This is a genomic window from Mycobacterium sp. 1245805.9 (genome assembly GCF_001672915.1).
Taxonomy (GTDB): Bacteria; Actinomycetota; Actinomycetes; order Mycobacteriales; family Mycobacteriaceae; genus Mycobacterium.
In genome coordinates this window covers 14,262-28,028 of sequence record NZ_LZKR01000080.1, presented here as the reverse complement: position 1 = coordinate 28,028, position 13,767 = coordinate 14,262, and the positions used below count along the sequence as shown (strand labels likewise).

At 69.7% G+C, this 13,767-nt stretch carries 9 protein-coding genes; 5 read left to right on the top strand and 4 right to left on the bottom strand.

The annotated features are described in order from the left end of the window. Positions 1-17: 17 nt before the first annotated feature. From A9X00_RS12235 to A9X00_RS12225, 3 genes are read left to right on the top strand one after another with little or no spacing between them, the layout of a single operon-like run. Complete coding sequence (locus A9X00_RS12235) at positions 18-776, top strand: LamB/YcsF family protein (RefSeq protein ID WP_067153256.1); 759 nt, start codon at positions 18-20, stop codon at positions 774-776. Further along, the gene (locus A9X00_RS12230; RefSeq protein WP_067153254.1) at positions 776-1,696 is read left to right on the top strand and encodes an MBL fold metallo-hydrolase; all 921 of its coding nucleotides are present in this window, start codon (positions 776-778) and stop codon (positions 1,694-1,696) included. The genes A9X00_RS12235 and A9X00_RS12230 overlap by 1 nt, the downstream gene beginning before the upstream one ends. 13 nt (positions 1,697-1,709) lie before the next feature. After that, positions 1,710-2,951: an SLC13 family permease gene (locus A9X00_RS12225; RefSeq protein WP_067153252.1), complete on the top strand. Its 1,242-nt coding sequence runs from the start codon at positions 1,710-1,712 to the stop codon at positions 2,949-2,951. Between the two features lie 8 nt (positions 2,952-2,959). On the opposite strand, the gene A9X00_RS12220 is transcribed toward A9X00_RS12225, so the two are convergent. After that, positions 2,960-5,572, bottom strand: a complete 2,613-nt coding sequence (locus A9X00_RS12220; protein ID WP_067153250.1) for a LuxR C-terminal-related transcriptional regulator — start codon at positions 5,570-5,572, stop codon at positions 2,960-2,962. 170 nt (positions 5,573-5,742) lie between these two features. Here A9X00_RS12220 and A9X00_RS12215 point away from each other — a divergent pair, with 170 nt between their 5' ends. Then, a complete protein-coding gene (locus A9X00_RS12215) occupies positions 5,743-7,167 on the top strand; it encodes an NAD(P)/FAD-dependent oxidoreductase (protein WP_232006773.1) in 1,425 nt (474 codons plus the stop codon). 19 nt (positions 7,168-7,186) lie between these two features. Beyond that, positions 7,187-10,354, top strand: a complete 3,168-nt coding sequence (locus A9X00_RS12210) for an adenylate/guanylate cyclase domain-containing protein (protein WP_067153281.1) — start codon at positions 7,187-7,189, stop codon at positions 10,352-10,354. Here the strand turns inward: A9X00_RS12210 and A9X00_RS12205 are convergent, their stop codons facing one another. From A9X00_RS12205 to cysS, 3 genes are all read right to left on the bottom strand, one after another. Further along, positions 10,355-11,302 (bottom strand): glycerophosphodiester phosphodiesterase, encoded by a 948-nt coding sequence (locus tag A9X00_RS12205; RefSeq protein ID WP_067153279.1) that lies wholly within the window; start codon positions 11,300-11,302, stop codon positions 10,355-10,357. It abuts the gene before it with no gap. Between the two features lie 99 nt (positions 11,303-11,401). Further along, positions 11,402-12,331: a 23S rRNA (guanosine(2251)-2'-O)-methyltransferase RlmB gene (rlmB, locus tag A9X00_RS12200; RefSeq protein ID WP_067153248.1), complete on the bottom strand. Its 930-nt coding sequence runs from the start codon at positions 12,329-12,331 to the stop codon at positions 11,402-11,404. 11 nt (positions 12,332-12,342) lie between these two features. Next, on the bottom strand, positions 12,343-13,752 hold the full coding sequence (cysS, locus tag A9X00_RS12195) for a cysteine--tRNA ligase (protein WP_067153246.1): 1,410 nt from the start codon (positions 13,750-13,752) through the stop codon (positions 12,343-12,345). Between the last annotated feature and the right edge of the window lie 15 nt (positions 13,753-13,767).

Below are 13,767 nucleotides of genomic sequence, written 5' to 3'. Positions count from 1 at the left end.
CCCCATAAGCTGGGCGGGTGGCCGCCATCGACCTCAACGCCGACCTGGGCGAGGGCTTTGGCGTCTGGCGCCTCGGCGACGACGACGCCATGCTCGGGATCGTCAGCAGTGCCAACGTCGCGTGCGGATTCCATGCCGGCGACCCCGCCGGCCTGCTGCGGGTGTGCCGGTCGGCCGCCGAGCGCGGCGTGCGCATCGGCGCTCAGGTGAGCTACCGCGACCTGGCCGGGTTCGGCAGGCGCTTCATCGACGTTGCCCCCGACGACCTGGTCGCCGACGTGGTGTATCAGATCGGCGCACTGCAGGCGATCGCGCGGGCGTCAGGCTCCGTGGTGTCCTACGTCAAACCCCATGGCGCGCTGTACAACACGATCGTGACCAACCGAGAGCAGGCGGCGGCGGTCGCGGCGGCGGTGCACCTGGTGGACCCGGCGCTGCCGGTGCTGGGCCTGGCGGGTTCGGCGTTTTTCGAGGAGGCCGACCGGGTCGGCTTGCGCACGGTGGCCGAGGCGTTCGCGGACCGCGCCTACCGGCCCGACGGCCAATTGGTCTCGCGCCGCGAATCCGGCGCGGTGCTGCACGATCCGGCGGCGATCGCCGAGCGCGTGCTGGCCATGGTGACCTCGGGGCGGGTCACCGCGGCCGACGGCACGCAGATCAGCGTCAGCGTGGAATCGGTTTGCGTGCACGGTGATTCGCCCGGCGCGGTGCAGATCGCGACGGCGGTGCGCGATCGGCTGGAGGCGGCCGGCGCCGAGATCCGGGCGTTCTGCTGATGCGGGCCAAGCTCGGCCGGCCCGACCTGGCGCGGTATGCGGACCGGTTCGACGTGCCCGCTGCCGACCCCGACGCGGCGCTTTCGGCGACCTGGATGGGGGTGGCGACGCTGTTGCTCGACGACGGGTCGTCGGCGCTGCTGACCGACGGCTACTTCTCGCGCCCCAGCCTGGCGCGGGTGGCCGCCGGCAAGGTGTCGCCGTCACCGGCGCGGGTGGACGGCTGCCTGGCCCGCACCAAGTTGTCGCGGCTGGAGGCGGTCATTCCGGTGCACACCCACATCGACCACGTGCTGGACTCCGCGCTGGTCGCCGACCGCACCGGCGCGCTGCTGGTCGGCGGCGAGTCGGCCGCCAACGTCGGTCGCGGATACGGGTTGCCCGAGGACCGCATCGTCGTCGCGACGTCGGGTGAGCCAATTCGCTTGGGCGCCTTCGATGTAACGCTGGTGGAGTCCCATCATTGCCCGCCGGACCGGTTCCCCGGGACGATCGACGAGCCGCTGACCCCGCCGGTGCGGGCGGCGGCCTACCGCTGCGGCGAGGCGTGGTCGACGATGGTGCACCATCGACCGTCGGACCGACGGCTGCTGATCCAGGGCAGCGCCGGTTTCGTCAAGGGCGCGCTGGACGGCCGGCGTGCCGACGCGGTCTACCTGTCCGTCGGGCAGCTGGGCCTGCGGCCGCGGTCCTACATCCTCGACTACTGGGCCGAGACCGTGCGCGCCGTGGAAGCACGCCGGGTGATCCTGATCCATTGGGACGACTTCTTCAGCCCGCTGTCAAAGCCCTTGCGGGCCTTGCCGTATGCGGGCGACGACTTGGACGTGTCGATAAGTGTCCTGGACGAGCTGGCCGCGCGCTTCGGCGTCGCGCTGCACATGCCTACGGTGTGGCGTCGCGAAAACCCCTGGGCGTGAAGCGGTTCATACGTTGGGACTGACCGCCGCGCTGTTGTTGCTTGCTGCCGTGCTCGTGTTCGCGGTTGCCCGCCCCAGGGGATTGCCGGAGGCGGTTGCGGCGGTTCCGGCGGCGCTGATCGTGATCGCGGTCGGCGCGATATCGGTGCGTCAGGCGGCCCAGGAGGTGGCCGGGCTGTCGGGGGTGGTCGCCTTCCTCGGCGCGGTCCTGGTGCTGGCCAAGCTGTGCGACGACGAGGGGCTCTTCGAGGCGGCGGGCGCGGCGATCGCGCGGGGGCGCGTCTCGTCGGGCGGCCTGCTGCGGCGGGTGTTCGTCGTCGCCTCCCTGATCACCGCCGTGCTGAGCCTGGACGCCGCGGTCGTGCTGCTGACCCCGGTGGTCCTGGCCGCGGTCCGCCGGCTGCGCACACCGCCGCGGCCCTACGCCTATGCCACCGCCCACCTGGCCAACGGCGCCTCCCTGCTGCTGCCGGTGTCGAACCTGACCAACCTGCTGGCGTTTCACACCGCCAACCTGTCGTTCACCAGGTTCACCGTGCTGATGGCGTTGCCGTGGCTGGGGGCGGTGGCGGTGATCTACGCGATCTTCCGCGGGTTCTTCGCCAGCGACCTGCGCGTCCAGCCCGACGCCCGGGAAGTCGGCCCGGCGCCGCGGCCGCCGGTGTTCGTGCTGGTGGTCGTGGGGCTGACACTCGCGGGGTTCGCGGTCGGCGAGTCCGTCGGGGTCGCGCCGGCGTGGGTGGCGCTCGCCGGCGCCGCGGTGCTCGCGGTGCGCAGCCTGAGCCGCCGGCACACCTCCGTGGCCGAGATCGCGCGCTCGGCGCATGTCTCGTTCCTGGTGTTCGTGCTGGCGTTGGGGGTGGTGGTCCGGGCGGTCATGCTCAACGGCATGGACAAGGCCATGTCCGCGGTGCTGCCGACCGGCTCGGGACTGCCAGCGCTGCTCGCGATCGCCGCGATAGCCGCCGTGCTGGCCAACGTCGTCAACAACCTGCCCGCCACGCTGGTGCTGCTGCCGCTGGTCGCGCCCGGCGGTCCGGTGGCCATTCTGGCGGTGCTGATCGGGGTGAACGTCGGCCCCAACCTGACCTACGTCGGTTCGCTGTCGAACCTGTTGTGGCGCCGCGTGCTTCGCCGGCACGACGTCGACGCCGGCGTCGGCGAGTACACCCGCCTCGGGCTGTGCACGGTGCCCGCGGCCCTGGTGGTCGCCGTGGTCGCGCTGTGGGCGTCCACGCGGCTATTGGGCTTCTAGCCGGGAGCCTACCCGCCGGCCGGTCCCGATCGCACGATGGAGGCCAGTTCTTCGCGCGATTGGGCGCCCACCCGCTGGCAGGCCCGGTAGATGTGGCCCTCCACGGTGCGCACCGACATCACCAGGTTCTCGGCGATCTGGCGGTTGGACAGGCCGGCGACGACGAGTTCGACGACGTCGCGCTGGCGACCCGACAGCTTGAGGCCCTCCGGGGTTCGTAGGGCCGGTGTGCAAAGGCCGCCGCACTCGTCGGCGAGTTCCCTCGCCACCGCCGCGGCATACAGCGCGCGCTTGTGCTGCTGGCTTCCGGCGAATGCGACGGACGCCTGCGCCGCCGCGTCGGCAGCCGCCGCCTTGTCACCGATTGCCCGGTAGGCCGCCGAGGCCGCCAGCAGGCCCTCGCCGTCGCCGCCGAGCAGGGCCTTGGCATGCAACGCAATCGCATCGGCCAGCGGCAGCGACAGCGCCTCGGCCAGCTCCGCGGCGCGCGCTGCCCCGGACGCGTCGCCCCACTGCGCCGCGGCCTGGATGCACGCCAACTCGTGGGTCGGCTGGCCGCGGTCGCGGGCAAGTTGCGCCGCTTCCCGCGCGGCGGTGACGGCCTCGCCGAGGCGACCGCTTGCCGCCATCGCCCACCCGTCGGCCAGCGACAGGGCGGTGTGCATGAACAGGTAGTCGGCCGGCACCGCCGAGCGCGCCCCGGCCGCCGCGTCGTTCGCTTCGGCGGCCTGGCCGAGCTTGGCGTGCGCCTCGGCAAGCGCAAAGTAGCTGGCCGCACGCAAACCCGTTGTGACGGAGTGCATTTGCACTCCGGCAACCGCCTCGTGCAGCAACCTGGCCGCGCCGGTGACGGCGCCGCGGACCAGGTCGGCGTTGCCGAGCAGCAGGGCCAGGTTCGCGTAGGCCAGCCCGGGGACGTCACGGGCCGAATCGGCCAATTGCTTGGCGGTGCCTACGAATTCGTCGATGCGCCCGGTCAGTCGACAGGCCCGGCCGTACACGGCGCCGAACCAGAATCGCAGCTGCGACGCCTGAAACGACGTGGTGGCACGCCGAAGGGCCTGCTCGGCGACGGCGGAGAGGCCGTCGACCTCACCCAGTGCACCCATCGCCATGATCAACGCGAGCGCGGCCAGCAAAGCGTGCAGGTCCGGCAGGTCCGCGAAAGCCAGTGCATCCCTTGCTCTTTCGGACGCGAGCTGGCAGCGCGCCGATATCGCGTCCAGGCACGCCTGCACCGCCAGGCGCTCGGCCACCTGCGCCTCGGTCTCGGGACCCGCAGCAAGTCCGTCGAGAATCACCCTCGCGTCGGCGGGCTTGCTGAGGATCCACATCAGGTTGGTCGCCCGGATCGTCGCCCAGTGGTGCCCGTCGGGGCCGTCGACCAAATCGCGCAGCGCCGCCTCGGCCTGCGCTCCGCGTCCCAGAAGCACCAGGTTCATCGCCCGCACGCCGGCCGCCCCGGGCGCCCCGGCCCGCGCGGCGGCCGTCGCGAACCGGTCGGCCAGGTCAAGATCCAGCAGTGTCATGGCGTGCCGGGCCGCTTCCAGATACAACTCGGGTTCGGGGTCGAGGTCCGATTCGAGGTGCAGCAGCGCCCGGCGGACGGTGGCCTGCATGTCGGAGTCGGCGTCTTTGGCCAACCGGCTGGCGAGCCTCCCCCGGATCGACGACAAGTACATCTCGCCGGCGCTCGCACGGCGGAGCTCGCCGAACAGCGGATGGGCCAGCCGGGCCATCAACCCGCCCGCGGTGCGTTCGACGCTCACCAGGCCCATGCTTTCGGCGACCGCCAGGTCGCGGCGGGGCACCAAATCGCACAGCACGTCGACGGCGAGTGGCTCACACTGCGAGAGCATGTCGATCACCAGCGCCGGCTCGGGGTCCAGCCGACCCAGCTGGCGGCCCACCGTGTCGGACAGGCTCGGCGACACCGCGACGTCGCCGTCCCACATCCACACCCCGGCGACTTCTCGCATCTGCCCCGCCGCGACCTGATCGGAAAGCAACTGCCGAAGGAACAGCGTGTTTCCACCGGTCAACTTTCGGAACCGGGCCGCGCACCGCGCGTCGATGGGACCGCCCAGCGTGCTCTCGATCACCTCGCGCGTGGCCGCGGCCGAAAGCGGTTCGAGATCCAGCCGAGCCAGCAACCCCTCCTTCCACAACGCCGTCACCGCGTCCGGTTCCTCGCTGCCGGTGCGGATGGTGATCACCAGCCGCACCCCACCCGACTGCGCCAGCTCGTGAACGACAAGGGCGGACAGGCCGTCCAGCAGGTGCGCGTCGTCGACGCCCACCACGACGCGGCCGCGTCGCTGTTGTGCGACAAAGGAATTGATGACGCGCCGCACGTTGGCCAGCGGGTCCGACATCGCCTCACCCAGCAGGCCGATGAACGCTCCGAGCGGCAGCGCACGCGCGGATTCGGTACCGACGATCCACTGCGTGCGCTCACCGGCCGCCTCGGCGCGCCGCAGCGCTTCGCGGGCCAGCCAGGTCTTGCCCACACCGGCCGCTCCGGCGATCACTACGCCGGAGTGGTTGCCAGCCCCGCCCAGGGCGCGACGGACGAGCGCCAGTTCGCTGTCCCGCCCGGTCAGCGGTTTGCCGCTGATCACTCGGCGACTATAACCGGTTGTCTCAGCTCCTGACAGGCCATTTCACCCGTGTTTCGGTGGCAGCCGGGCGAGGCCCGCGGCAAAGTGGCGTAGCCGACTACGCTATCGGCGCCCGGGGTTTGCTGTGAGCATCGCTTTCGTCAGCTGGCGGCTCGGCGAAGGCGGTAAGCATGATCAAGATCGGCAGTCACGCGGTGGTACTGGGAGCGAGCATGGCCGGCCTGCTGGCCGCGCGGTCGCTCGCCGATTTCTTCGACACGGTGACGGTGGTGGAGCGCGACCCGCTGCCCGACACCGATGACGTCCGGCGGAGCGTGCCGCAGGGCCGGCACCTGCACGCCCTGTTGGCCCGCGGCGCCCAGGTGATCGAGGAATTCTTCCCCGGCGTGCTCGACGAGTTGGTTCTCGACGGCGCGCAGTACTTCGACGGGCACGATCTGTCGCGACTGCACTACGACGTGGGCGGGCATCTGTTGGCGCAGAGCGGCACCGCCACCTCGTTCACGGCCTACTGCGCGACGCGGCCCTTCCTGGAGGGTCATGTTCGCCGGCGGGTGCGCGAGATCCCCAACGTCGTCCTGCTGGACGAGCACAACATCGTGGGGCTGACCGCGACGGCCGACAACCGGCGCGTCACGGGCGCCCGGGTCGTCAGCCGCCGGACCGGCCAATGCGCCGTGCTGAAGGCCGATTTGGTCGTCGACGCCACCGGGCGCGCCGCCCACACCCCGGGGTGGCTGGACGGCCTGGGCTACGACCGGCCGCCCGAGGACCGCGTGGTGGTGCATTTGACCTACGCGAGCCAGCGGCTGCGCATGGCGGCGGACGCGCCGCGGGAACTGGGTTTCCTCGTCGGGATCGTGCCGGGCACGCCGCGAGGCGTCGGCCTGCTGCATTGTGAGAACGACACGTGGGTGTTCACCGTGATCGGCATCGCCGGTCACGAGCCCGGCCCCGACCTGGCGGCCATGTGCGACTTCGTGGCCGACTGCGCACCCGCCCACCTGCTCGACGCGGTGCGACGCGCCGAGCCTATCGGCGAGCCGGCGCGACACAAGATGCCGTGCAGCCAGTGGCGCCGCTACGACAAACTGCGCCGCTTCCCCGAGGGCCTGCTGGTCACCGGCGACGCGGTCTGCAGCTTCAACCCGGTCTACGGCCAGGGCATGACCGTGGCCGCACTCGAGGCGCTGACGCTGCGTGATTGCTTGTCAAGCGGCACCGAGGATTTGGCGCGGCGCTTCTTCCGGGCGGCGGCGGATCCGATCCGCCAGGCCTGGCAGCTGTCGACCAATCCCGACCTTGCTCTGCCCGAGATCGAGGGCACCCCGCCGCTGTCAGCGCGACTGCTCAACGGCTACGTGGATCGCGTTCTCACCGCGGCGGAATCCGATGTCGTCGCATTGGATCAGTTCGTCAGGGTGACCTCGCTGGTCGACCCCGCGACGAGGCTGCTGCGCCCCGCAATGATCTGGCGTGCGATCCGCGCGCGCCGCCAGGGCACCGAACAGCGGGACACCGCCGTCAGCGTTCTGGCCGAAGCGCGCCCCGACCGCCCGACGGATGACGCCGATAACACCATCCTCGCCTGGTGAGCGCCCTATCGTAAGGCGCATGACGGCCGCGTTGGCATGCCCGAGGTGCGCCGCCGAACTGCGGCCGAGCGCGAAATTCTGCGACGAGTGCGGCTCGCCGACCGCAGTACCGAGCACGCCGGCAGAGTACAAGCAAGTCACGGTGTTGTTCGCCGACGTCGTGCACTCGATGGACATCGCCGCCGCGGTAGGTGCGGAACGGTTGCGCGAGATCATGACCGAGCTCGTGACGCGTGCTGCGACCGTGGTGCAGCGCTTCAGCGGCACGGTGGACAAGTTCACCGGCGACGGCATCATGGCCGTGTTCGGCGCACCGGTGGCATTGGAAGACCACGCTGTCCGCGCCTGCCTGGCGGCGCTGGGCATTCAGGAAGAGGTCACCCACCTCACGGCCGATGTGGCGGGCCGCGACGGTGTCGACCTCCAGCTGCGGGTGGGCCTCAACTCCGGTCAGGTGATCGCCGGTGAGATCGGTTCTACCGCACTGGGTTACACCGCCATCGGTGAACAGGTGGGCATGGCTCAGCGGATGGAGTCGGTCGCGCCGCCGGGCGGCGTGATGCTCAGCGATTCGACCGCACGGCTGGTCGAGGGCGCCGCGGTGCTCGGCGAGCCAGAGCTGGTGCGTATCAAAGGCGCCGATCAGCCGGTGCCCGCGCGGCAGCTGCTGAGCGTTGCCGCCCAACGGGCCGCTGTCTCGGAGTCGACATTGGTTGGCCGCGAGTGGGAACTGGGTGCGCTCGCCGCGATAATGGATCGGTCGATGGCCGGCCATGGGTGTGTGGTCGGCGTGGTGGGCCCTCCCGGCATCGGCAAGACCCGGCTGACCGCCGAAGTGGCTCGGTTAGCGAAAAGCCGTGGCATCGAGGTGTTTTCCACCTACTGTGAGTCGCATGCCGCCGACATCCCATTTCATGTGGTGGCGCGCTTGCTACGCGCGACCGGCCGGCTGGGCGGTCTCGAAGATCAAGACGCACGGGCACAAGCTCGCGCGCAATTTCCGGACGCCGATCCACAGGACTTGGTACTCCTTGATGACTTGGTCGGCATCGCCGATCCCAATGTCGAGTTGCCCAAGATCGACCCCGATGCGCGACGAAGGCGGTTGACCGCGCTGATCAACACCGCTCACCTCGCCCGCGACGAGCCGGCGGTGTTCGTCGTAGAGGATGCGCATTGGATCGACGATGCCAGTGAATCCATGCTCGCCGACTTTCTCGCCCTAACCCCCCAGACCTCCTCGCTGGTCGTCATCACCTATCGCCCCGAATATCGCGGAGCGCTATCGCATCTCACCGGCGCGCAGACCATCGCGCTGGCGCCACTGAGCGATGCGCAAACTTCGGCATTGATCGCTCAGCTGTTGGGCCCCGATCAATCGGTCGCCCAGATCGGCCGGATGATCGCGGGGCGTGCGGCGGGAAATCCCTTTTTCGCCGAGGAGATCACCCGCGAGCTCGCCCAACGTGGCGTGCTTCTCGGCGAGCGGGGCAGCTACACGTGCCGCGCCGATGTGGGTGATGTCAGCGTGCCGGCCACCCTACAGGCGACCATCGCCGCCCGCATCGACCGCCTCGGCCCGGCGGCCAAGCACACGCTTGCCGCCGCGGCGGTCATCGGGGCCCGCTTCAACCATGAACTGCTAGCCACCCTCAAGGTGGAGCCGATCGTCGACCAGTTGATCGCGGCGGAACTCGTCGATCAGGTGCGGTTCAACCCGCGCGCGGAGTACGCGTTTCGCCATCCGTTGATCCGCACGGTGGCCTACGAATCGCAGCTGAAATCCGATCGCGCCCGACTGCACCGACGGCTCGCCGCCGCGATCGAAGCTGAGGAACCGGCAGCGGCCGATCAGAACGCGGCGCTGATCGCCGAACACCTGGAGGCCGCCGGTGATCTGCACGCCGCCTACGGCTGGCACATGCGCGCCGCGACATGGGCGACCAACCGCGACATCAGCGCGGCGCGGCTGAGTTGGGACCGCGCCACGAAAATTGCGGACGCATTACCCGCCGATGACCCTAACCACGCCGCGATGCGCATCGCCCCGCGCACCATGCTGTGCGGGACCGCCTTTCGCGTCCACGTAGATATTCCAGGCGCACGATTCGAGGAATTGCGGCAGTTGTGCACCGCCGCCGACGATAAGGCGTCACTGGCGATCGCCACCGCAGGGCTGGTGGCTGATCATGCGTATCAGGGCCGGGTGCTTGAGGCCTCGCAGCTGGCATCGGAAGCCTGGGCGCTCATCGAGTCGATCGGCGATCCCGACTTGACAGTCGGGCTGTCCATCGCGCCGATCTACTCCAAGATGGAAAGTGGCAACTTTTCTGACATGCTGCGGTGGTCGCAAAGAGTCATCGATCTGGCAGATGGAGACCCGTCTAAGGGCAACTTGATTTCCGGATCTCCGTTGCCGCTCGCGCTCACGACGCGGGCCATTGGTCGTTATTGCCTTGGTCGTCCCGGATGGCGCGACGACCTAAGGCAAGGCATCGCCATGGCGCGTAGAGCCGATCCCCTCATCTACGCCGCCGCCGTCACCTATGCATGCGGCGTGGCAATACTGACCGGCGTGCTGAGGCCAGACGATTCCGCGATCCGCGAGATCGAGGATGCACTACACAGTACCGAGCGATCCGCCGACGATTTCGCGCTGGCCCACGCGCAGGTAACACTGGGCGCCGCGATGGTGCACCGGCAGACAGGCCAGGAGCGTGACCGCGGACAGCAGATCCTTGCGGACGTCCGCGAGGTTTTCCTGCGCGACCAACACCATATCGCCGAATTGCCGCTCGTTGATGTGCTTTTGGCGCGTGAGAAGGCTCGGCGTGGAGAGCTCGATGCCGCGATACCGCTGATGCGCGATGCCGTCGACCATCTGGTCCGTCGGGGCCAACTGCTGGCATGGGGCGTCGTTGCCACAGGTGTTCTGGTGGAGACACTGCTGGAGCGCGGTGCGCACGTTGACCTGTGGGAAGCGGAGGCGGCAATCGAACGGTTGGCAACGGCGCCAACTGATGTCGGTTTGGCTACGCGCGACATCCTGCTGCTGCGACTGCGCGCCCTGCTGGCACGGGCTCGCGACGACGCCGCTGCTTACGCGGACTTGAGGGATCGCTACCGGGAGATGGCGAATTCGCTTGGCTTCGAAGGCCATATCGAGTGGGCCAGGGAAATGCCCTGATTAACCCCGGTGGTACGCCGGCGGCAGCGGCATCCCAAGCCCGGCCATTACGCCGCGCGCCCGAGTCGGGAAGTCGGTGATGATGCCGTCGACGCCGTATCCGATCTGCTCGCGCATGGCGTCGGCGTCGTTGATGGTCCACGGAATCACCCTGAGCCCCAAGGAATGCGCGTGGTCGACGTAGGGCCTGCCGGAGACGAGCGCATACCTGGGCGAGACGGCATTGGCGCCGACCATCAGCGCGCCGACCATCGGGTCGCCGACGGCGGTGGCGTCGATCCCGTTCAGCCACGGCGAACCCGGCGCCCACGTCTCCTCGTTGTACAAGGCCACCAACGGGATTGACGGCTCGGCCCAGCGCACCATGGGCAGCGTCCGCCAGTCGAAGCTCTGAATCTCCACGCGATCGGTCTTAGCCGCCGACCGGACGACGGCCAGTATCACGTCGACGAATTCCTGCGGTTCGGCCGACGATCCCGGGTGGTCGGCCTCCACCTTGGTTTCGACGTTGTAGCGCACGTCGGCCCGATACGAGTCGGCCAGCGCGAAAACCTCAGGCAGCGTCGCGATCTTGTTGCCGCGCACCACCTCCGCGTCGGGGAACTCGGCGAGCCGCTTGCCGCAATCGAGCGTGCGGATCTGCACCAGGGTGAGCTCGTGCACCAGCCTTCCGACGTACGGGTAGGCAGCGTCGCCGGCGAATGCCGGCGCCGTGTCGGAGCATTTGTCCGACTGGATCGTCGGGTCGTGCCACACCAGCGGCTGGCTGTCCTTGGACAGGACGATGTCGAGTTCCAGTGTGCTGACCCCGAGTTCGAGCGACTTGGCGAACGCCCGCAGCGATTCCTCGGTCGTCTCGCCGCGCCCGCCGCGGTGGGCCTGCAGGTCGAACTCGGGTGGTTGCGCCGCCACCGGCGGCGCGAGGAGCACAGCCAGCACCAGCAGGATGGCCAACGCCGAGCGTGAAACTGCTGCGAGATTCCGCGCAGATTTTCGCAGTGGCTTCACGCTCGGTGTTGCTGCTACTAGCACCATCGGCCAGAGAACTCAGCCCCTGCGCTGGCGCGCGATTTCGGCGAGCACCACCCCGGCGGCCACCGAGGCGTTCAGCGATTCGGTCCGCCCCGCCATGGGGATCGAGACAACCTGATCGCAGGTCTGCCGCACCAGCCGCGACAGGCCCTTGCCCTCCGAGCCGACGACCACTACCAGCGGGTCGGTGCCGTCGAGGTCGTCGAGCGTGGTGTCGCCGTCGGCGTCCAGCCCGATGACGCGCAACCCGCCGTCGGCCCAATTCTTAAGCGCCCGAGTCAGATTCGGGGCTCGCGCCACCCGCAGCCGGGCCGCCGCGCCGGCGCTGGTGCGCCAGGCCACCGCCGTGACCGAGGCCGATCGGCGCTGCGGAATCAGCACGCCGTGGCCGCCAAACGCGGCCACGGACCGCACGATGGCGCCGAGGTTGCGGGGATCGGAGATGTTATCCAGCGCCACCAGCAATGCCGGCGGGGCATCACGAGCGGCCGCGAGCAGGTCGTCGGGGTGGGCGTAGTCGTAGGGCGGCACCTGCAGCGCGATGCCCTGATGCAGGTGATTCGTGGTCATCCGGTCCAGGTCGGTGCGCGGCACCTCGAGGATCGCGATACCTAAATCCGCTGCGCGGGACACCGATTCGGTGAGCCGCTCGTCGGCCTCGGTGCCCAACGCGACATAGAGCGCGGTCGCGGGGACGCCGGCGCGCAGGCACTCCAGCACCGGGTTGCGGCCCAACACCGTTTCGGTCTCGTCGGTGCGCTTGGCGGGCCGACGCGGCGGGGACTGAGCGCGCCTTGCCGCGGGGTGGTTGGGGCGCAGGTGCGCCGGCGGGGTGGGACCGCGGCCCTCCAGCCCGCGGCGACGCTGGCCGCCCGAGCCGACGGTAGGGCCCTTCTTGGTGCCGGATTTGCGTACCGCCCCGCGGCGCCGCGAGTTGCCGGCCATCTACTTGACTGTCACTTATCTGGACCGCCCTGCAGTTCCCACTGCGGGCCGTCGGCGGTGTCGGTGACCTCGATGCCGGCGTTCTTGAGCCGATCCCGGATCTCGTCGGCGAGCGCCCAATTGCGTTGCTGGCGAGCCTTTTCCCGGTTTTCGATCTCGGCCTGCACCAGCACGTCAACGGCGGCCAGGGCGGCCGACGTCTCGTCGCGGGTCTCCCAGCGTTCGTCGAGGGGGTCGCAGCCCAGGATGCCCATCATCGCGCGGATGGCGCCCGCGTGCTTCAGCGCGCCCTCGTGGTCGCCGGACTCCAGCGCCCGGTTGCCTTCGGCGCGGGCGTGGTGCACCTCGGCCAGCGCGATCGGCACCGCGAGGTCGTCGTCGAGGGCCGCGGCGAACTTCGGCGTCCACTCGCCCGGTTCGACGGCACCGACGCGGCTGCGGACTCGGTGCAGGAACTCTTCCACTCCCACATAGGCTTTCACCGCGTCCTGCAGGGCGGTTTCGGAGAATTCCAGCATCGACCGGTAGTGGGCGCTGCCCAGGTAGTAGCGCAGTTCGGCCGGGCGCACGCGCTGCAACATCGCTGGTATGGCCAGCACGTTGCCCAGCGATTTGCTCATCTTCTCGCCGCCCAGGGTCACCCAGCCGTTGTGCAGCCAGTAGCGGGCGAAGCCGTCCCCGGCGGCGCGGCTCTGCGCGATCTCGTTCTCGTGGTGCGGGAAGACGAGGTCCATCCCGCCGCAGTGGATGTCGAATTCCGGCCCGAGGTAGGTGCGCGCCATCGCCGAGCACTCCAGGTGCCAGCCGGGACGCCCGCGGCCCCACGGCGACGGCCACGACGGCTCGCCGGGCTTCTCGCCCTTCCACAGGGTGAAGTCGCGCTGGTCGCGCTTGCCGGTCGCCACGCCCTCGCCCTGGTGGACGTCGTCGACCCTGTGCCCGGACAGCGCGCCGTACTCCGGGTAGCTGAGCACGTCGAAGTACACGTCGCCGTCCGCCGCGTACGCGTGGCCGGTTTCGATCAGGCGTTCCATTAATTCGACCATCTGGGTGATGTGCCCGGTGGCCCGCGGCTCCGCCGACGGCGGCATGACGTCCAGGGCGTCGTAGGCGGCGGTGAAGGCCCGCTCGTAGGTGGCCGCCCACTCCCACCACGGCCGGCCGGCCGCGGCGGCCTTGGCCAGGATCTTGTCCTCGATGTCGGTCACGTTGCGGATGAACGCGACGTCGTAGCCCCGGGCGATCAGCCAGCGGCGCAGGATGTCGAAGGCCACCCCGCTGCGGACGTGCCCGATGTGCGGCTGGCCCTGGACCGTGGCGCCGCAGAGGTAGATGGAGACGTGCCCCTCGCGCAGCGGAACGAAATCACGCACGGCACCGGCTGCCGTGTCGTGTAGCCGCAAGTGGGGGCGATCGGTCACGACGTGCCAGCTTAC